The following is a 16,552-nucleotide window of genomic DNA, read 5'->3' as shown; positions in this document are numbered from 1 at the left end:
TTGAGATTAACGCCTGGAGCTCCTCCTTCGCGGGAGAATCGCGATGTTCATGCCGCGGCTCCCTGCCGCCCCTCGATGAGCGGGAGCGGGTCCTGCGTCGCCGTGCGCGGCGGCGGGGCCAGAACGAAGTCGTGCTCGCGGGCGAGCACCCTGACGATGTATTCGTTCACCGAGCATCCGCGCTGCTGGGCGAGTGTCTTGATGTCGCCGAGAAGCTCAACGGGCACCCGCAGGGGGTGCTGCTTCACCGGCCCCCACTTGGGGTCAGGTCCGCGCTTGCTACCACTCATGAGGCCGTTATACCGATTTGCCGATTCATCGATCCAGCAGCCGTCACGGCGAGTCGCGAAAAATATTCAGAGCGTTACCTGCGCCAGGTACGCCCTGGTCCCGGCCCCGTCGTGGGCGTCCGGGGCGGCGGGAGGACGGTTTGCGCCGGTGGTTGAGGCGGGTTGAGGCGGGGTTGAGGCGATGACCGGCGGCTGGCCTCGTAGGGGCGTGGGGCGGGCGCTGGGTGGGGCGCTGTACGGGGCACTGGGTGGGCTGTCGCGCGGGTGTTCGCCCCCGCTGGTGTGACCGCTTTACAGGGTTGTGAGCCTTCCGCGGAGGCGGCAACCGTACGGCACCTTTGACGCACTTCTCCCGCTACGTCTGGACGGCTTACTGGATGTCGAAGGCCGCTACGGCAGCCTTCACCGGCACCGGATCCCGCTCGCGGGAGTCCACCGCCGGAAGTCCTGTCTCCGTCCGAAGGATGCCGCTTGATGACTTTCGCCGCCCGCACCCGTGTCCTGACCGCCGCCCTGGGCCTGGCCGCCGCCACCGCCGCGACCGTCGCCTTCGGGGGTGCCGCCCACGCCGACGTCGCCGCCGAGCAGGCGCGCCCCTCGGCCGAGAAGCTGCCCCAGGTGAGCGCGGACCGGCTGCTGAAGGTGGCCGAGGAGCAGGTCGGCACCAAGGAGAACGCGGCCGGCGGCGGCACCAAGTTCCACTCCTGGTACATGGGCTCCCCGCGGGCCAAGGAGACCGTCGCCCGCGACGGCGGCAACGTGAAGGCCTACACCAACGCCCCCTGGTGCGAGATGTTCGTCTCCTGGGTCGGCGAGCAGGTCGGCCTGCGGCCCACCGTCGGCTGGGACGCCTACACCGTCACCCACGCCCAGTGGTTCAAGGCCAACAAGCGCTGGGGCACCGAGGCCAAGCCGGGCGCGGTCGTCTACTTCGACTGGGACGGCGGCAGCGACCTGTCCGGGATCGACCACGTCGGCTTCGTGAAGAAGGACAACGGCGACGGCACGATCACCACGATCGAGGGCAACACCGGCAACGGCAAGGTCGAGCAGCGGGTCCGCCCGAAGTCGCAGGTCACCGGGTACGGCTACCCGCAGTACACCTCTTGATCCGGCACTGATCCGGCGGACCGCACGGACACGACGGACACGGACATGCGGGAAGGGGCACGGCGCGCGGCGCCGTGCCCCTTCCCGCATGTCCTGTGCGTGCGGTCCGCCGGATGCGGCCTGGCCCTGCGGCGTCGGCCCGGCGGCGTCTCAGGTACGCGGCGGTCCGCCGCCGTGCGGGCCCGGCGTGGAACGCGCCGCCCGTTCCAGTCGCGCCCTGGTGCGCGCCCGGGCCAGGGCGAGCGTCCGCTCGTCCACTTCCTCCTCGTCCGCCGGGGGTGCCCAGTCATCCGTCTGCGGGCGGTTGAGGTCGAGGGCGGTCTGGGCCAGGATGTCGGTCCGCCGCCAGTGATCGGGGCCGGGGTCGCGGTGGCGGACGCGGCGGCGCCGTTCCAGCGCGCGTTCCCGGATCACCTGCGCGGCCCGCGGCGAGCTGATGGCCAGCAGGTAGCGGGCCCAGGCCGCGTTCTCGTGGACGTGGGCCGACGGCGGGGGAGTCGCCGGGTACATCTCAGGGCTCCTGGTGTTCGGGCGGTCGAGCGGGCCGGGACCCGTTCGAACAGCACGGTACCCGCGCGCGGCCGGCGGCGGCCAGCCGATCGGCCCGGAGCGCTCCCTCAGCCCGGCCCGACGCCCACGGCCCGGCGGACGGTGGCGGGGTTGTCCAGGGTGTCGAGCATGGCGAGGGCGAGATCGCCCCGTGCCAGGCTCCAGCCGGGGACGTTGGCGTCCATCGCGGTGCGGTAGAGGCCGGTGGGCGGGTCGTCGGTGAGGTAGGGCGGACGCAGGACCGTCCAGTCGGTGTCGCTGGCCGACAGGGTGCGCTCCATGCGTTCCAGGTCGCGGTAGACGTGCCGGTAGACCGTCCGCAGCAGCGGCCGGGTGGTCAGGCGGTGCCACCATGGCTCCCCCGCCCCGCCGCGCAGCACCGGCTGGGCGCTGACGGCGACGATCCGGCGCACGCCCGCCTCCGCCATCGCCTCGATGATCCCCGCCACGGCGGTCGAGCAGACCGAGGTCGCGCTGCGCCCGCGCGGCCCCAGCGCCGACAGGACGGCGTCGTGTCCGGCCAGGAGCGGAACCAGCGACGGGGGGTCGAAGATGTCGGCCACGACGGTGTCGGCGAGATCTCCCGGCGAGCGCACCACCGCCGTCACGCGATGACCGGCCGTCCGCGCCTGCTTGACCAGTTCGCGCCCTGTGCCGCCGCTGGCGCCGAAGACCACGATCTTCATCGGGTGCCCTCCGCCCGGCGCAGCAGGACGAGCACGAGGACCGCGAACGTGGTCACCCAGGCGGCCCCGGCCAGCATGAAGGCGACGCCCAGCCCGGTGAGCGGCAGCAGGCCGCCGAGCGTCAGCCCGACCATGGCGACGGCGGCGACGGAGTTGACCGCGGCCGCGACGGGGGGCAGGACGGGATGGCCGCTGAAGACCAGCAGAAGGACGGCTCCGCCCAGCATGCCGAGGCCGATGGGGACGGTCCAGGAGCCGGGCACGCCGATCGCATCTGCCAGCCCCTGCCCGCCGACCAGCATGAAGAGGCCGAAGATCCCCGTTCCGACGCCGTCGGCGCGCAGGCTGGCCCGGAGCGCGCGCTGTTGCGACACGACACCTCCACAGTTCAAATATTTTAACTGTTTGATTTTTTGAACTGTATACTCCGGGTCCATGTCCAGCAACTCCGAGGCGGTCCGGCGCGAGATCCTCGAACTGATCCCCCAGGTGGCCGTCTATTTCCGCCAGCACCCCGCGCCGGGGATGCCCGACGGCCTGCGCGCGGTCTTCGAGAGCCACTCCCTGACCCGGCGCCACGGTGCGGTCGTCACGCAGCTCGGCATCGACTCCCCGCTGACCGTCTCCGAACTGGCCGCACGACTGGGCGTCTCCCTGCCCAACGCCAGCGACCTGGTGAGCGACCTGTGCCGGGCCGGCCTGGCCGACCGCGCTCCCGACCCGGCCAACCGCAGGCGCACGCTCGTCCACCTCAGCCCCGAGCACCGCGCCGTCGTGGCGGAGTTCCTGGAGATGCGGGCAGGCCCGCTGCTGCGCGCGATGGACGTGCTCACGCCCCGGCAGCGGGAGGGCTTCCTGGCCGGGCTGCGCGCGTGGGCGGCCGAGATCGCCGACCGGGGATGAGCCGCCCCCGTCGTGCGGGGCAGGCCGTGTAAGCGGTGATCGGTGTGGCCGGGTCACGGCGGGGCCGCCGCGGAGCCGGCCCGTCCCGGTGCCGTCCCCGCGGGTCAGGGGCGTCTGCGGGCCCGCAGGACGGAGTCGTGGAAGGTGATCTCGTGGCCGCGGGGGTGGGTGACCTGCCGGGTTCTGGTCTCGGCGACGGCGACGTCCCATCGCGCGGGGTCGAGCCCGGCCGCGATCTCCTCGGCCGTGAAGTGCACCCCCGGGCCCGAGGCGTGCGCGGCGGAGTGCGGATCCGACGGGTGGTGGCCGACGATGAGCAGCGTGCCGCCCGGCGCGACCGCCGCCGCCAGCCGGTGGAACAGCGTCTCGCGGGACGCCGCCGCGTGCACGTAGTGGGTGCAGACCAGGTCGAAGTGCTCCTCGGGAGGTGCCCAGGCGGTCAAGTCGGCCTCGATCCAGTCGATCCGGTCCGCGGCTCCGGCGCCGAGGGTCTCGGCGTGCTCGCGTGCGCGGCGCAGCGCGGTGGCGGAGATGTCCACCGCCGTCACCCGCCAGCCGTGCGAGGCGAGCCAGAGGGCGTCGGCTCCCTCGCCGCAACCGGCGTCCAGCGCCGCGCCGGGTGCGAGGTCTGCGGCCTCCGCCAGCAGGTGCGGGTTGGGCTGCCTCGGGCGGGCCGGGGCGTGGTCGTGCTCGTGTTCATGACCGTGCTCATGGCCGTCGTCATGACCGTGGTCGTGCCCGCGGTCCTGGGCATGGTCGTGCTCATGGTCGTGGCCGCGGTAGCGCTCTTCCCAGAACGCCTTGTCGAATGCGTGGGACACGGCGGTCTCCTTTCCGTTGTTCACCAGGTCCGTGCGGGTCAGGAGCCCGTCCTTGCGGGCCGGAGGGACGGGCCCCGGGTGACGGCCGCGCGGGGCGGGGTCCCGTGACCGGCGGCGGCCACCGTGTCGCCCCTCCACGGCAACCATGCGGGATCATTGGCCGTTTGCGCAAACCTAGTTGCCGTTATGGCAAACTGGAGGCATGGACGACGATGACCTCGGCCACGCACTCGACGCGGTCGGCCCCCGGCTGCGCGCGCTGCGCCGGCAGCGCGAGACCACGCTGGCCGACCTGTCGGCGGCGACCGGCATCTCGGTGAGCACCCTGTCCCGGCTGGAGTCCGGCGCCCGCCGGCCGACCCTGGAGCTCCTGCTCCCCCTGGCCAGGGAGCACGGCGTCACGCTCGACGAGCTCGTCGGCGCCCCGCCGACCGGCGACCCGCGCATCCACCTGCGCCCGGTCGCCCGCAACGGCATGACCATGCTGCCCCTGACCCGCCGGACCGGCGGCATCCAGGCATACAAGATCGTGATTCCGGCCGGCAGTCCCCGGCGGGAGCCCGATCCGCAGACCCACGAGGGCTACGAATGGCTCTACGTCCTCAACGGGCGGCTGCGGATCATCCTCGGCGAGCACGACCTGGTGCTCTCGCCCGGTGAGGCGGCCGAGTTCGACACCCGCGTGCCGCACTGGTTCGGCGCCGCCGACGGCGAGCCGGTGGAGTTCCTCAGCCTGTTCGGCAGGCAGGGCGAGCGCGCGCACCTGCGTGCCCGCCCCCGGGCGAAGGACGCCTCCTGAGCGTCCCACCGGCCGGTCAGGGGCGGGCGCGGCGCCGTACGGGGATCTCCGGCCCTGCCGTACGGCGCCGCGGGTCTCATGCGGCGAGGCGGTGCAGGCCCGCGGCCGAGCCCCTGGCCTTGAGGCTCATGACGAAGGCCAGCACCTTGGCGACCGCGCCGTACATCTCCGCCGGGATCTCGTGGCCGATCTCGCAGCTCTTGTACAGCGCGCGGGCCAGCGGGACGTCCTGCACCATGGGGATGCGGTTCTCGGAGGCGAGCTCGCGGATCTTGGCGGCGACGGTGCCGGAGCCCTTGGCGACCACCCGGGGGGCGCCCTTGGCGGGGTCGTAGCGCAGGGCGACGGCGACGTGGGTGGGGTTGACCAGGACCACGTCGGCCTTGGGGACGTCGGCCATCATGCGGTTGCGGGCCATCGCCTGCTGGCGGGCCCGGATCTGGCCCTTGACGTGCGGGTCGCCCTCGCTGCGCTTGTGCTCCTCCTTGACCTCCTGCTTGGTCATCTTCAGCTGCTTGCCGATGCGGCGGCGGGCCATCGCGTAGTCGGCGGCGGCCAGCGCGACACCGGCGGCGCCGGCGAAGCGCATGAGCGACAGGATCGCGTCGCCGGCGGTGGTCAGCAGCACGCCCAGGGGCAGGGAGCCGGAGGCCATGAGGACCGGGATCAGGTCCTGGATGGCCATGTAGGCGACGCCGGTCAGCACCGCGGTCTTCAGCAGGGCCTTGACGCTCTCCCACACCGCCTGCCCGCCGAACATCCGCTTCAGGCCGGACAGCGGGTTGAGCTTCTTGAACTGCGGCTTGAACAGCTTGCTGGCGGGCTTGAGGCCGGTCTGGCCGCCCGCGGCGGCCAGGGTGATCACCACGGTGACGGCGGCCAGCGGCGCGATCGCCAGCATGGCGTCCTTCAGGCCCGTGGCGAGCAGGCCGAGCCCCATCATCGGGTCGGGATCGCGGATGATCTCCCCGAGCTGCAGCATGATGCGCTCGGCGGCCGCCACGGAGCTCTCCAGGACCATGGGCAGCAGCAGGCCGGCCGCCAGCATCGACGCCCACGCCCCGAAGTCGGGCGTCTGGGGGACCTGGCCCTCTTTCTGGGCGTCCTTCTTCTTCTTGGCTGTCGGCTGCTCGGTCTTCTCCCCGCCGCCGCTCATGATCCGGCCCCTTCCATCATCAGTCGTACGGCGCGGTCGGTCAGCCCGTCGATGACGCCGGGCAGCACCGAGATGCCGATCCCGGCCAGGGCGAGGGTGAGGAAGATCTTCACGGGGAACCCGAGGGAGAAGGCGTTCAGGGCGGGGGCGGCCTTGCTGAGCAGGCCGAGCGCGAGGTCGGCGCAGAAGAGCACCGCGATGATCGGGCCGGCGATCTGCAGGGTGGCCACGAACAGGTCGGCCAGGCCGCCGGTGATCAGCTCGCTGAGGGTCCCCAGCGACAGCGTGCCGTTCAGCGGGAGCACGCTGTAGGTCTTGGTGAAACCGAGCAGGACGAACTGGTAGGCGCCGCTGACCAGCAGCAGGGTGGTGCACAGCATCTGGTAGAACTTGCCGAACACCGAGCTGGCGGCCATCGACAGCGGGTCGAAGGCGGTGGCCAGGGAGAAGCCGCCGAAGATGTCCAGGAGGTCGCCGGCGGCCTGCACGGCGGCGAAGACCAGGGAGGTCAGGAAGCCCAGTGCCACGCCCGCGATGACCTGCTCGATGGCGCCGATCAGCATGGTGGCGGCGGTGATGTCGGGAAGCTGTCCGGCCAGCTGGGGGGTCAGCGGCAGGGCGATCGCGACGGCCAGCAGAGCCTTGACCATGTTGGGGATCGCCTTGGAGTTGAACGGCGGGCTGATCAGCAGCCAGGCCGCGGCCCGGATCGAGGCCAGCAGCAGGGCGGCCAGGGTGGGCGAGGACAACATTCCCGTCACGGGCTCAGCCGCCGTGGATGAGCTGGGGCACCTGGTCGAACAGCTGGGTGGTGAAGGCGACCAGCTCGTGCAGCATCCAGTTGCCGGTGAAGATCAGCGCCACGGCCACTCCGGCGGCCTTCGGGACGAAGGACAGCGTGGCTTCCTGGATCTGGGTCACCGACTGGAACAGGGAGATCACGAAGCCGATGAGCAGGGCAGTGATCAGGATCGGGGCGGCGAGCTTGGTCGCGAGGACCATGGCCTGCGTGGCGATGTGCAGCACCTGGGTGTCGGTCACGGTCAGATCCTCACTGGTAGCTTCCGACCAGGGACGTCACGATGAGTCCCCAGCCGTTGACGAGTACGAAGAGAAGGAGCTTGAAGGGCATCGCCACCGTGACCGGCGGGAGCATCATCATTCCCATCGACATCAGGGCCGCGGAGATGACCAGGTCGATGATGAGGAACGGTATGTAGATGACAAACCCGATGATGAAGGCGGAACGCAGCTCCGACAGGACGAACGCCGGGATCAGGGTGGTCATCGGAACGGCCTCGGCGTTGGCCGGCTTCTTGTCCCCGGCGACCTTGGTGAACAGCGCCAGGTCGTCCTTGCGGGTGTGCTTGGTCAGGAACTCCCGCACCGACGGCTCGGCGGCCGCGACGGCCTCGGAGACGCTCTTCTCGCCCTTGAGGTAGGGCTGGACGGCGTTGTCGTTCACCTGCGAGGCGACGGGCCCCATGATGAACAGGCTGATGAAGATCGCCAGACCGGCCAGCACCTGGTTCGGCGGGACGTTGGACAGGCCGAGCGCGTTGCGGGTGATGCTCAGCACCACGAAGATCTTGGTGAAGCTGGTGCACAGCAGCAGGATCGCGGGGGCGACGGACAGGACCGTCAGGCCCAGCATCATGACGATCGACTGGCTCGGCTTGCCGTTGACGCCGTTGAGGTCGATGGTGACCGTGTCGGTGCCGGGGCCGCCCGGGCCCTTCGGGCCCTTGGGCTGGGGCGAGGCCGGCGAGGCGGAGACCGAGACGGCGGAGGTGGCGGCGGGGGCGGCGGCCTGCGGGGCCGAGGCCGCGGCCGGGACGGCCGAGGAGACCGGGGCCGCCTGCCGTACCGGCTGGGTGGCGGCCGAGGCCGGGGCCGCGCCGAGCGCGAGCGTGCCGAAGGTAGCCAGGCCGACCACGGCCAGGCTGATGATGCGCTTCATGAGTTAGCGGGCCGTCCGTTCGCGCAGCGTTTCCAGGGCGGTCTTCCAGGTCTGGAGCGACAGGGCGGAACCTGCCAGGGGGCCGGTCGCAGCGGCCCGCTCGGGGGTCGCCTCCTCGGCAGCCGGAGAGGAGTCGGCTGCCGGGAGGACGTCCGGCAGGGAGACGGGAGTGCGTTCCACGCTCTGTTCGCGGGGTTCCTCCACCGCGGCCAGGTCCGTCTCCGTCAGCAGGGTGACCTGGCCCTCGGTGACGCCGATGACCAGGGCGCGGTCGACCACGCGGACGATGGCCACCGAGGAGTTGCGGCTCAGCTGCTGGCGGGCGATCACCGAGAGGTGTCCGCCGCGGGCGGCCATCGGCTTGCGGGCGACCTTCGACAGCCCCCACACCAGGAGCAGGACGACCAGGAGCGAGAACGTGATTCTCAGGACGGTCTCGATCATTTTCGGGCTGTTCCTTCCGCGGAGGCTGTCTCGGTCGGGCCGGGGGCGCTCGGTGTCAGGAGCGCTCTGCGGTGGGCGGGACGATCTCGGTGATGCGGATGCCGAAGTTCTCGTCGATGACCACGACCTCGCCGCGGGCGATCAGACGGCCGTTGACCAGCAGGTCCACGGGGCTGCCCGCGGCGCGGTCGAGCTCGACCACGGCGCCGGGCGACAGCGACAGCAGCTCGCGGATGGTCATCCGGGTGCGGCCGAGCTCCGCGGTGACGCTCATCTCGACGTCGTGCAGCATCTCCAGGCCGCCCTTGCGGGCCGGGGTGGAGGGGGCCGCGGACGCGGGCGCCGGCCACGGGTTCGCCACCAGGGCGACCAGGGCGCGGACGACGCCGTCCTCCAGCAGCGGGACGAACATGGCCTCGCCGCGGTTGGCGAGCGCGCCCAGGCCGACCTCGGGCTCGACGGCCTGGGCGGGGTCCATGACGATCGGGCCCAGGGCGCGGGCCGCCGCCTCCAGGGCGGGCTGCACGGCCTTGGTCAGGTCGAGCTCGCCGAGCGGGCTCTGCTTCAGGGCGTCGACGAGGTCCTGGCCGACGACGATCGCGACCTCGCCCTGGGCGGTGCCGGAGAAGCGTGCGCACACGGCCTGGCCCGCGGGGACCTCACCTGGGACGCCGGAGACGGGCGTCCCGACCTCCAGGGAACCGCCGGTGGGCAGCAGGGCCAGAGCGGCCTCCGCGGCGTCGAGCGCGAGCGCCACGCGCGGGGCGACGGTGATCGTGGTCATTACTGGTTTTCCGTTTCGTTCTGCGGCGTGGGCACGACGAGGCAGGCCAGGCGCGGACCCTGACTGCCGGGCACTGCGTGGGCGAACGTGATGTCCGCGGCGGTCACCGCGAGCGGCGCGGTGACGGCGTGGGTGAGCGGTACGACGTCACCCGGTTCGAGGCGGACGATCTGTTCGGGGCGCAGCTCGACCGAGTCGAAGCGGACCGACACCTCGATGGGGGTGGTGCCGAGCGCCGCGACCATGTTGCGGTGGGCCTCCTCGCGCGTCCTGCGCTGGGAGTCGCTGAGGGTGACGTCGTTGTCGTTGACCTGCAGCTTGGGGAAGATCGAGGTGAACGGCAGGCAGAACGTCATGATGCATTCCTCGCTGCCCACGTGCATCTCGAAGGAGGCGACGATGACGGCGTCGGCGGGGGCCGCGGCCTGCACGAACTGCGGGTTGTAGTCGACGGCGCCGAGCATGGGCCGGAAGTCGGTGATGGACTCGAAGGCGTAGTGCATCTCGTCCAGGACCCGGTTGAGCAGGTCCCGCAGGAGCGGCAGCTCCATGTCGGTCAGCGGGCGCTCGATCTGCGGGCCGCCGGGACCGCCGAGCATGTGGTCGATGCTGGCCATCGCGGTGCTCAGCGAGAACTCCATGATGGCCGCGCCGGGCAGCGGGTCGAGGGTCAGCGTGGCGACGATCGTCGGGTTGGCCAGGCCGGAGATGTACTCGTCGTAGGTGAGCTGCTGGATGGAGACCAGCGAGACCTGGGACACCACGCGCAGCGTGGAGGTCAGCAGGGTCGTGTACTGCCGGGCGAACGTCTCGTACGCGATCTGCAGCGTGCGCGTGTGCTCACGCGAGAGCTTGATCGGGCGGCGGAAGTCATAGGTGTGCGGTTCAGAGTTCTTCGCCCGTCGGGACACGCGTCCAAGCAGGCGATGCGTTGGGGCGAAAGGCTGCGTCTGACTCACGAGAACACCCATCGGCGCCGCCTCTCCCCATATAAGGAAATGCCAGAAATCGGGTTCACCTCGTGACAAGAGGGTCCCGTTTCCCGTGGGGGCGCACGCTCCGGGCGTGCCCTCCGCCGCTGTGCGGTTGTCGGTCCGTCGTCCTCCTCTGGTCTCGGCTACGGCGGGCGTGGATGGTCGTGCGGGGGCCGTACGGCCCCGGCGGAGGGCGCGGCGTGAAGGGGCTCCGGGCCGTTCAGGACGGCCCGGAGCGGTCACGCGGGCGCGCGGGGCGCTACTGCATCACGAACTCGGTGAAGTAGATGTCCATGATCTGGCCCTCGTAGGCCTTCTCGACCTTCTCCAGCAACTCCTGCTTGGCCAGGTTGCGGGCCTTGTCCGAGGACAGCTCGTCCACCGGCCTGTTGCTGAAGTGGTCGATGGCCAGGTCAAGGGCCTTGCTGCCGTCCGGCGCCTCGTGGACCTCGGCGGTCGCCTGCAGGGCCAGCTTCAGCTTCAGGAAGTGCCCGTCGGCCAGGTTGATGGTGATCGCCTCCAGGGCGGCGACCGCGCCGGGCTCCGGCTTGGGCTCCTCGGCCGCGGCATCCTCCCCGCCGCCGGCGAAGAGCAGGAAGTACGCCGCTGCCGCCCCCGCGAGGACGAGAACCGCGCCGGCGATGATGAACAGCTTCATCTTCGACTTCTTCTTGCCGCCATCCGCCTCCCCGGCGTCGGGCGCGGCCTTGAGCGTTGCGGTGGCCATGGTGTTCTCCCGGTGGGTGTCAGTTGCTCGTGCTGGACTGGCCCGCGGCCGCGGGCAGCAGTGCCTTGGTCTGGGAGTCGAGGTCGGACAGGACGACCACCTCGACGCGGCGGTTCAGCGACACCGACCGCGGGTCGGTGTCGGGGTACAGCGGGCGCTGGTCGGCGTAGCCGGAGGCGTTGACCCGGCCGGCCGGGATGCCCTTGGTGATCAGCCTGCGGACCACCGTGGAGGCCCGCGCGGTCGACAGCTCCCAGTTCGACGGGTACGGGCCCGACGTCACCGGCAGCCAGTTGGTGTGCCCGTCGACCTCGAGTTTGTTGCTCTCGCCGCGCAGCGCCGGAGCGATCGCGTCGATGATCTTCTTGCCGTCCGACAGCAGCGTGGCGCTGTTGTTGCCGAACACCACGGAGCTGGTGACCACGGTGACGACCAGGCCGCGCTCGTCGACGCGGAACTGCACGCTGTCGGCGGAGTCCTGCGCGGCCAGCGCCTTCTGGATCTTCTGCTTGATCCGGTCGAACTTCTCGACCTCCTTCTCCGCGTTCTTCGCGCGGGCGGAGGCGCGGGCCCGGTCGAGGGCGGCGAGGGCGGAGCGGGCCTGCTTCTCGGCCTCCTCCTTCTCCTCCTTGGTCGCCGGGTTGGCGACGTCGGTGAAGGAGGAGTCCTCCCCGCCGGCCTCGCCGGTCACGGCGCTGCCCGGCGCGGCGAAGGTGACGGAGGGCTCGCCGAAGGCCATCGACAGGCTCGCCTTGAGCGCGTTGAACTTGTTCTGGTCGACCTGGCTCATCGCGAACAGCACGATGAACAGGGCCATCAGCACCGTGAGCATGTCACCGTAGGTGACCAGCCAGCGCTCGTCGGCGTGAGCCTCCTCATGCTCCTCGTGCTTCTTGTGGCGACGGGCCTTGGTGCTCATCAGGCGGCCTTCTTCTCCTCGGCCTTGTCCTCGGCCTCACCCGGCGGGAGCAGGCTCTTGAGCTTCTGCGAGACCAGGCGCGGGTTGGTGCCGGACTGGATGTTCGCGATGCCCTCGATGGTGAGCTCCATCTGGGCGCACTCCAGCTCGCTGAGGCGCTTGAGCCGGTTGCCGATGGGCAGCCAGATCACGTTGGCGCTGAAGACGCCCCACAGGGTGGCGACGAAGGCGGCGCCGATCATGTGGCCGAGCTTGGAGGGGTCGCTGAGGTTCTCCAGCACCAGCACGAGGCTGATGACGGTGCCGATGATGCCGATCGTGGGGGCGTAGCCGCCCATGTCGGTGAAGATCTTGGCGCCGGACTTGTCGGCCTTGCGCTTGGCGTCGACCTCGGCCTCCAGGATCTCCCGGAGCTCCTCGGGGTCGGTGCCGTCGATGGCCAGCTCCAGGCCGCGGCGGAGGAACGGCTCCTCGACCTCCTTGATCGCGTCCTCCAGGGCCAGCAGGCCCTCGCGGCGGGCGCGCTCGGCGAGCTTGACGATCGAGTCGACCAGCTCCTTGCTGGGCACCGGCTTGGACTTGATGGCCCGCTGGATCTGCTTGCCGATGCCGAGGCTGTCACGCAGGACGCCACCGGCCATCGCCACGCCGAAGGTGCCGCCGAAGACCAGGATGAGCGGGGCCGGAAGCATGATCGACATCGGGTCCGCGCCCTCAAGGAACATCATCGCCAGCATGGAGGCGACGGCGATGCCGATACCTGCCAGGGTTGCCGGATCCATCTACCGCTCCTGTCGGTGAAGTCGGACGACGCGCGCCTGGTCGGAGTCGGTGGGCGCGGCGGGCGGGCGGTGCGTTCCCGAGGAGACGAGGATCTCCGCGTCGGCGAGCAGGTCGGCGCGGTAGCGGCGCACGATCGACATGAACTCGCTCAGGGACTCGGCGATGATGTACTTGGTCCCGTCCACGAGAGTGATCACCGTGTCGGGGGTCTGGTCGGCTCGCTCGATCAGGTCCGGGTTCAGTGCGAACTCCGGCCCGTTAAGGCGGGTAAGAAGTATCACCGGGTCCGTCCTCGGGGTCGTCAGCGGGCGTGCGGCCCGTCCCGAACCGCGCTGTTTCCCCCATCGGCCATCGCCTCTGCGGCCTGAGGAAACCCACGGGACCAAGGTCCCTTCTCCGGTCTCGTCCACCCGGCGCGGGTGGCCCCTGCCGAGAGGGCAACCTTGATGTACACAATGAACACTTGAATTACTATGGACACATGGACATGGAGCAGATAGGCATCGTCGAAGCCCGCAAGCGCCTGGGCACACTGGTCTCCCGTGCCGTGCACGCCCACGTCCCGGTGCGCATCAGCCGCTCGGCCGACGAACACGCCGTGCTCATCAGCGAAAGCGAGTACGCCGAGCTCCAGCGCCTTCGCGAGCAGGCCGAAGTCGCGGAGATGAGGGAGCGCATAGCCGCCGTGAAGCGCGGCGAGGCCCGGCTGACCGGCTTCGCCAGCAAGGAAGCCGCATACGCGCACTTCGGCGTGCCGCTGCCGGACGCACGTGACTGATGCGAACCGTCCTGTGGAGCGTGGAGGCCGAGGAGTCGGTGCTGAAGCTGCCGCTCGGTCTCCGCGCCACCGTCCTGGAGACGGTCTACTGCCTGCCGGACGAGCCTGAGCCCCCGGGCGCGCAACCGTACGGGATGATCCCGTCGGCTTTCGAGATCGTGACGGACTCCTTCACGCTGCGCTACACCTACGGCGAAGACCACGTGTCCGTCTGGACCGTCCGCGCCAACACCTGACCCTCCGCACCCGGGCGGCGACGCGCGAAGGCCCCGGGCACGTGCGTGCCCGGGGCCTCATGCCGTTCCCCGCATGGCGGGGCGGGATGCTTAGCGCTTGAGGTTGACCAGGTCGTTCAGCAGCTCGTCGGAGGTGCTGATGACCTTGGTGTTGGCCTGGAAGCCGCGCTGGGAGATGATCAGGTTGGTGAACTCCTGGCCGAGGTCGACGTTGGACATCTCCAGCGCGCCGGTCTGCATCAGCCCCATGCCGCCGGTGCCCGCGGTGCCGACGGTGGCGGCACCGGAGTTCACGGTGGCGCGGTAGGTCGAGCCGCCGGCCTTCTCCAGACCGCCCGGGTTGACGAAGTTGCCCATGGCGATACGGCCGATCGGGCGCTTGGTGCCGTCGTTCATGACACCGACGAGGGTGCCGTCCTGGGAGATGGTGTAGGACTCCAGGGAGCCGTCCGTCGGCAGCTGCACGGGCGTCAGCGGGGCGGCGGTGTTGATGGTGCCGGTGGTGGTGTTCCAGCCGAGCACGAAGTTGCCGTCGGGGGTCACCAGGTTGCTGTTGGCGTCGAAGCTGAAGGAGCCGGCGCGGGTGTAGAGCTGCTCGGTGCCGTTCTGCACGACGAAGAAGCCGTCGCCCTGGACCATCAGGTCGGTCTTGCGGCCGGTGGTCTGCGCCGCGCCCTGGCCGAAGTTCGTCTCGACGCCCGCCAGGCGCACGCCCAGGCCGACCTGCGCCGGGTTGGAACCACCGGCGGCCTGGTTCACGCCGTCGGCGGCCTGCGGGGCGCCCGCGGCGCGCATCATCTGGCTCAGGGTGTCCTGGAAGGTGGTCTGGGACGTCTTGAAGCCGGTGGTGTTGACGTTGGCGATGTTGTTACCGGTCACGTCCATCATCGTCTGGTGGACGCGCAGGCCGCTGATGCCCGAGTACAGGGAGCGAAGCATGTCAGTTTCCTTCGGTGGAGGCGGGTTCGGTGCCGGGCCGGCCGGCGCTGGTGACTTCCTTGACCGAGGACAGCGGTACATCCGTGTTCCCGACCTTCAGGGTCGGGCTGCTGCCGAGTGAGGCGGAGGTGACCACACCGACGGCTTCCGTGCCGTCTGGTCCGGTGTAGCTGACGGTCTTTCCGACGAGGCCGCTGGCCGAGAGGCTGAGCTGGGCCGCCAGCAGCTGACCCTGCTGCTTGACGAGCTCCTCCATCTTCTCCACCTCGGTGAACTGCGCGGTCTGCGACAGGAACGCCGAGGTGTCGGCGGGCTTGCTGGGGTCCTGGTAACGCATCTGGGCCACCAGAAGCTGCAGGAAGGTGTCCTTGTCGAGCTTGCTGCCGCTGCTCGCGGACGTCGTTCCGGTCGTGGCGGCCGTGGTTGCGGTGGTGGCGGTGACGGGGGTCGAGGCCCCACTCGTGATGCTGGTCACGTGGTTCCTTGCGGGAGACGGGTCAGAGACGGACGTTGAGCAGGCGGGATCCGGGCCGCTCCGGTACGGGGTCGGCCGTGGCGGGGGCCGTGCGGGCACCGCGGTACGGGTCGCCGTTCCAGCCCTGGCCTCCCTGCTGGGCCGGGTCCTGCTGGGCCTGCGGCTGGCGGCCCGCGCCGAACTGGCCGCCGTTCGGGGCCTCGCGCTGCAGGTCCAGGCTGCAGGAGGAGAACCCGCCGTCCTCCAGCTCCCGCTTGAGGTCGGGCAGGGACGAGCGGAGCGCCTCGAAGGCGGCGTCGCTGGCCCCGGCGAGCTGCAGGTGCACCGCGCCGTTGCGGAGCTCGGCGACGACGCTGATCGGGCCGAGGTCGACGGGGTGCAGGTGGACGGTGAGCCGGTGGATGCCGTCCGGGTCCTGCCGGAGCGGCAGGATGTGCATGGCGACCTGCGCGGCGGGCGGGGCCGGGCGGGACGAGGCGGGAGCGGAGACCTGCTCCGCCGCCTTGGTCTGCGCGGTCGCGGTGACGTTCGGTACGGCCTGCGGCGCGGCGTCGGACACCTCGGTCTTCTCGCTCACCGCCGTGGCCGCGGAACCGGGCTGCCCGGAGCCGCCCTCGCCGGTCGAGGCGCCCGCGCCGGAGCCGGTGGCCGGGACGGTGGAGACCGGGACGCCCTCGGTGGTCGTGCCGGAGGCGGCGGGCAGGTCCGTGCCGGTCGTGGCGGCGGGCTCCGCCGCGGTGAGCGCGGCGCCGGGGCCGGCCGCGGTGAGCGCGGCCTCCGCCGGGGCGACCGTTCCGCCCAGGAGCACGGCGGTCGGTACGGCGGGCACTCCCGTCAGGCCACCGGCCTGGGCGGGCTGCTGCCCCTGAACCTGCACACCACCAGGGGTCAGGAGCTGCGCCGAGAGAACCTGTCCCTGGTCCTGGCCGTTGAGCTGGCCCTGGATGGTGAGCGGGACTCCGAGCTGGGTGCCGGGTGCGGTCTGTGCCGGGGACAGTGCGGTGACTGCCTGGGCCGTCTGGGCCGTCTCGCCGGAACCCGCGGCGGCGTCGCCGAAGCCGGGCAGGACGCCCTGCGGCATCCCCCCGCCCGCGAGAAGGGCGAGCAGGGCGGCGAAGGCGTCGCCGGCCCCGGTCTGCCCAGCCTGCCCCTCACCAGAGGCGCCGGACGGCGCCGCCATCGGCGACGGGCTCCCCGTCAAGGGGATCGAAGGCATGGT

The 16,552-nt window shown here is 71.0% G+C and carries 24 protein-coding genes; 5 read left to right on the top strand and 19 right to left on the bottom strand.

Annotation, left to right across the window (positions count from 1 at the left end; all coding sequences use genetic code 11):
• Positions 1-47: 47 nt before the first annotated feature.
• Positions 48-290, bottom strand: coding sequence for a hypothetical protein (locus IEZ08_RS25530; RefSeq protein WP_189243130.1), 243 nt, complete (start codon positions 288-290; stop codon positions 48-50).
• Positions 291-764: 474 nt separating this feature from the next.
• Between IEZ08_RS25530 and IEZ08_RS25525 the strand changes: the two genes are divergently transcribed.
• Positions 765-1,400, top strand: a complete 636-nt coding sequence (locus IEZ08_RS25525; RefSeq protein ID WP_068922303.1) for a CHAP domain-containing protein — start codon at positions 765-767, stop codon at positions 1,398-1,400.
• 150 nt (positions 1,401-1,550) lie between these two features.
• Here IEZ08_RS25525 and IEZ08_RS25520 read toward each other — a convergent pair whose 3' ends face one another.
• The 3 genes from IEZ08_RS25520 to IEZ08_RS25510 all read right to left on the bottom strand — a co-directional run bounded on the left by IEZ08_RS25520 (position 1,551) and on the right by IEZ08_RS25510 (position 3,009).
• Entirely contained in the window at positions 1,551-1,910 is a 360-nt protein-coding gene (locus tag IEZ08_RS25520) for a hypothetical protein (RefSeq protein WP_068922302.1), read from the bottom strand.
• A 107-nt stretch (positions 1,911-2,017) separates the two neighbouring features.
• Positions 2,018-2,635 carry an NAD(P)-dependent oxidoreductase gene (locus IEZ08_RS25515; RefSeq protein ID WP_068922301.1) on the bottom strand — a complete coding sequence of 206 codons (618 nt, stop codon included), beginning with the start codon at positions 2,633-2,635 and terminating at the stop codon, positions 2,018-2,020.
• Positions 2,632-3,009 carry a hypothetical protein gene (locus IEZ08_RS25510; protein ID WP_203863618.1) on the bottom strand — a complete coding sequence of 126 codons (378 nt, stop codon included), beginning with the start codon at positions 3,007-3,009 and terminating at the stop codon, positions 2,632-2,634. Before IEZ08_RS25510 ends, IEZ08_RS25515 begins: the two co-directional genes overlap by 4 nt.
• Before the next feature lie 61 nt (positions 3,010-3,070).
• Here IEZ08_RS25510 and IEZ08_RS25505 point away from each other — a divergent pair, with 61 nt between their 5' ends.
• A complete protein-coding gene (locus IEZ08_RS25505; protein WP_189243129.1) occupies positions 3,071-3,538 on the top strand; it encodes a MarR family winged helix-turn-helix transcriptional regulator in 468 nt (155 codons plus the stop codon).
• A 104-nt stretch (positions 3,539-3,642) separates the two neighbouring features.
• On the opposite strand, the gene IEZ08_RS39775 is transcribed toward IEZ08_RS25505, so the two are convergent.
• Positions 3,643-4,359 (bottom strand): class I SAM-dependent methyltransferase, encoded by a 717-nt coding sequence (locus IEZ08_RS39775; RefSeq protein ID WP_268249362.1) that lies wholly within the window; start codon positions 4,357-4,359, stop codon positions 3,643-3,645.
• 202 nt (positions 4,360-4,561) lie between these two features.
• Between IEZ08_RS39775 and IEZ08_RS25495 the strand changes: the two genes are divergently transcribed.
• A complete protein-coding gene (locus IEZ08_RS25495) occupies positions 4,562-5,158 on the top strand; it encodes a helix-turn-helix domain-containing protein (protein WP_068922298.1) in 597 nt (198 codons plus the stop codon).
• Between the two features lie 76 nt (positions 5,159-5,234).
• On the opposite strand, the gene IEZ08_RS25490 is transcribed toward IEZ08_RS25495, so the two are convergent.
• From IEZ08_RS25490 to IEZ08_RS25440, 11 genes are all read right to left on the bottom strand, one after another.
• A complete protein-coding gene (locus tag IEZ08_RS25490; RefSeq protein WP_068922297.1) occupies positions 5,235-6,314 on the bottom strand; it encodes an EscU/YscU/HrcU family type III secretion system export apparatus switch protein in 1,080 nt (359 codons plus the stop codon).
• Complete coding sequence (locus tag IEZ08_RS25485) at positions 6,311-7,066, bottom strand: flagellar biosynthetic protein FliR (RefSeq protein WP_068922296.1); 756 nt, start codon at positions 7,064-7,066, stop codon at positions 6,311-6,313. Before IEZ08_RS25485 ends, IEZ08_RS25490 begins: the two co-directional genes overlap by 4 nt.
• 13 nt (positions 7,067-7,079) lie before the next feature.
• Entirely contained in the window at positions 7,080-7,355 is a 276-nt protein-coding gene (gene fliQ / locus IEZ08_RS25480; RefSeq protein WP_068922295.1) for a flagellar biosynthesis protein FliQ, read from the bottom strand.
• A 10-nt stretch (positions 7,356-7,365) separates the two neighbouring features.
• A complete protein-coding gene (fliP, locus tag IEZ08_RS25475) occupies positions 7,366-8,274 on the bottom strand; it encodes a flagellar type III secretion system pore protein FliP (RefSeq protein ID WP_068922294.1) in 909 nt (302 codons plus the stop codon).
• A gap of 3 nt (positions 8,275-8,277) precedes the next feature.
• Positions 8,278-8,718, bottom strand: coding sequence for a flagellar biosynthetic protein FliO (gene fliO, locus IEZ08_RS25470; protein ID WP_068922293.1), 441 nt, complete (start codon positions 8,716-8,718; stop codon positions 8,278-8,280).
• Between the two features lie 55 nt (positions 8,719-8,773).
• Positions 8,774-9,502 (bottom strand): flagellar motor switch protein FliN, encoded by a 729-nt coding sequence (gene fliN, locus IEZ08_RS25465; protein WP_068922292.1) that lies wholly within the window; start codon positions 9,500-9,502, stop codon positions 8,774-8,776.
• Positions 9,502-10,413: a flagellar motor switch protein FliM gene (locus IEZ08_RS25460; protein ID WP_203863616.1), complete on the bottom strand. Its 912-nt coding sequence runs from the start codon at positions 10,411-10,413 to the stop codon at positions 9,502-9,504. The genes fliN and IEZ08_RS25460 overlap by 1 nt, the downstream gene beginning before the upstream one ends.
• 322 nt (positions 10,414-10,735) lie before the next feature.
• Positions 10,736-11,203 carry a flagellar basal body-associated FliL family protein gene (locus IEZ08_RS25455; protein ID WP_068922290.1) on the bottom strand — a complete coding sequence of 156 codons (468 nt, stop codon included), beginning with the start codon at positions 11,201-11,203 and terminating at the stop codon, positions 10,736-10,738.
• Between the two features lie 19 nt (positions 11,204-11,222).
• On the bottom strand, positions 11,223-12,122 hold the full coding sequence (locus tag IEZ08_RS25450; RefSeq protein WP_068922289.1) for an OmpA/MotB family protein: 900 nt from the start codon (positions 12,120-12,122) through the stop codon (positions 11,223-11,225).
• Positions 12,122-12,904 carry a motility protein A gene (locus IEZ08_RS25445; RefSeq protein ID WP_068922288.1) on the bottom strand — a complete coding sequence of 261 codons (783 nt, stop codon included), beginning with the start codon at positions 12,902-12,904 and terminating at the stop codon, positions 12,122-12,124. The genes IEZ08_RS25450 and IEZ08_RS25445 overlap by 1 nt, the downstream gene beginning before the upstream one ends.
• Positions 12,905-13,186: a flagellar FlbD family protein gene (locus tag IEZ08_RS25440; RefSeq protein ID WP_068922287.1), complete on the bottom strand. Its 282-nt coding sequence runs from the start codon at positions 13,184-13,186 to the stop codon at positions 12,905-12,907.
• 200 nt (positions 13,187-13,386) lie between these two features.
• Here IEZ08_RS25440 and IEZ08_RS25435 point away from each other — a divergent pair, with 200 nt between their 5' ends.
• Positions 13,387-13,683, top strand: a complete 297-nt coding sequence (locus IEZ08_RS25435; RefSeq protein WP_068922286.1) for a type II toxin-antitoxin system Phd/YefM family antitoxin — start codon at positions 13,387-13,389, stop codon at positions 13,681-13,683.
• A complete protein-coding gene (locus tag IEZ08_RS25430) occupies positions 13,683-13,919 on the top strand; it encodes a hypothetical protein (RefSeq protein ID WP_189243127.1) in 237 nt (78 codons plus the stop codon). Before IEZ08_RS25435 ends, IEZ08_RS25430 begins: the two co-directional genes overlap by 1 nt.
• Positions 13,920-14,009: 90 nt before the next feature.
• Here IEZ08_RS25430 and IEZ08_RS25425 read toward each other — a convergent pair whose 3' ends face one another.
• From IEZ08_RS25425 to IEZ08_RS25415, 3 genes are read right to left on the bottom strand one after another with little or no spacing between them, the layout of a single operon-like run.
• Entirely contained in the window at positions 14,010-14,858 is an 849-nt protein-coding gene (locus IEZ08_RS25425) for a flagellar hook-basal body complex protein (protein ID WP_068922284.1), read from the bottom strand.
• A 1-nt stretch (position 14,859) separates the two neighbouring features.
• Complete coding sequence (locus IEZ08_RS25420) at positions 14,860-15,333, bottom strand: flagellar hook assembly protein FlgD (protein ID WP_141703761.1); 474 nt, start codon at positions 15,331-15,333, stop codon at positions 14,860-14,862.
• Between the two features lie 22 nt (positions 15,334-15,355).
• Positions 15,356-16,549 carry a flagellar hook-length control protein FliK gene (locus IEZ08_RS25415; RefSeq protein ID WP_189243126.1) on the bottom strand — a complete coding sequence of 398 codons (1,194 nt, stop codon included), beginning with the start codon at positions 16,547-16,549 and terminating at the stop codon, positions 15,356-15,358.
• Positions 16,550-16,552: the final 3 nt, after the last annotated feature.

Source organism: Planobispora rosea (assembly GCF_014648175.1).
GTDB lineage: Bacteria > Actinomycetota > Actinomycetes > Streptosporangiales > Streptosporangiaceae > Planobispora > Planobispora rosea.
The sequence above is the reverse complement of the archived record's forward strand: the minus strand, read 5'-3'. Positions and strand labels throughout refer to the sequence as shown.

Bases quoted from the DNA above. Each gene is read 5' to 3' on its own strand.
- IEZ08_RS25530 (WP_189243130.1), bottom strand. From the start codon at position 290: ATGAGTGGTAGCAAGCGCGGACCTGACCCCAAGTGGGGGCCGGTGAAG.
- IEZ08_RS25525 (WP_068922303.1), top strand. From the start codon at position 765: ATGACTTTCGCCGCCCGCACCCGTGTCCTGACCGCCGCCCTGGGCCTG.
- IEZ08_RS25520 (WP_068922302.1), bottom strand. From the start codon at position 1,910: ATGTACCCGGCGACTCCCCCGCCGTCGGCCCACGTCCACGAGAACGCG.
- IEZ08_RS25515 (WP_068922301.1), bottom strand. From the start codon at position 2,635: ATGAAGATCGTGGTCTTCGGCGCCAGCGGCGGCACAGGGCGCGAACTG.
- IEZ08_RS25505 (WP_189243129.1), top strand. From the start codon at position 3,071: ATGTCCAGCAACTCCGAGGCGGTCCGGCGCGAGATCCTCGAACTGATC.
- IEZ08_RS25495 (WP_068922298.1), top strand. From the start codon at position 4,562: ATGGACGACGATGACCTCGGCCACGCACTCGACGCGGTCGGCCCCCGG.
- IEZ08_RS25490 (WP_068922297.1), bottom strand. From the start codon at position 6,314: ATGAGCGGCGGCGGGGAGAAGACCGAGCAGCCGACAGCCAAGAAGAAG.
- IEZ08_RS25485 (WP_068922296.1), bottom strand. From the start codon at position 7,066: ATGTTGTCCTCGCCCACCCTGGCCGCCCTGCTGCTGGCCTCGATCCGG.
- fliP (WP_068922294.1), bottom strand. From the start codon at position 8,274: ATGAAGCGCATCATCAGCCTGGCCGTGGTCGGCCTGGCTACCTTCGGC.
- fliO (WP_068922293.1), bottom strand. From the start codon at position 8,718: ATGATCGAGACCGTCCTGAGAATCACGTTCTCGCTCCTGGTCGTCCTG.
- fliN (WP_068922292.1), bottom strand. From the start codon at position 9,502: ATGACCACGATCACCGTCGCCCCGCGCGTGGCGCTCGCGCTCGACGCC.
- IEZ08_RS25455 (WP_068922290.1), bottom strand. From the start codon at position 11,203: ATGGCCACCGCAACGCTCAAGGCCGCGCCCGACGCCGGGGAGGCGGAT.
- IEZ08_RS25450 (WP_068922289.1), bottom strand. From the start codon at position 12,122: ATGAGCACCAAGGCCCGTCGCCACAAGAAGCACGAGGAGCATGAGGAG.
- IEZ08_RS25445 (WP_068922288.1), bottom strand. From the start codon at position 12,904: ATGGATCCGGCAACCCTGGCAGGTATCGGCATCGCCGTCGCCTCCATG.
- IEZ08_RS25435 (WP_068922286.1), top strand. From the start codon at position 13,387: ATGGACATGGAGCAGATAGGCATCGTCGAAGCCCGCAAGCGCCTGGGC.
- IEZ08_RS25430 (WP_189243127.1), top strand. From the start codon at position 13,683: ATGCGAACCGTCCTGTGGAGCGTGGAGGCCGAGGAGTCGGTGCTGAAG.
- IEZ08_RS25425 (WP_068922284.1), bottom strand. From the start codon at position 14,858: ATGCTTCGCTCCCTGTACTCGGGCATCAGCGGCCTGCGCGTCCACCAG.
- IEZ08_RS25415 (WP_189243126.1), bottom strand. From the start codon at position 16,549: ATGCCTTCGATCCCCTTGACGGGGAGCCCGTCGCCGATGGCGGCGCCG.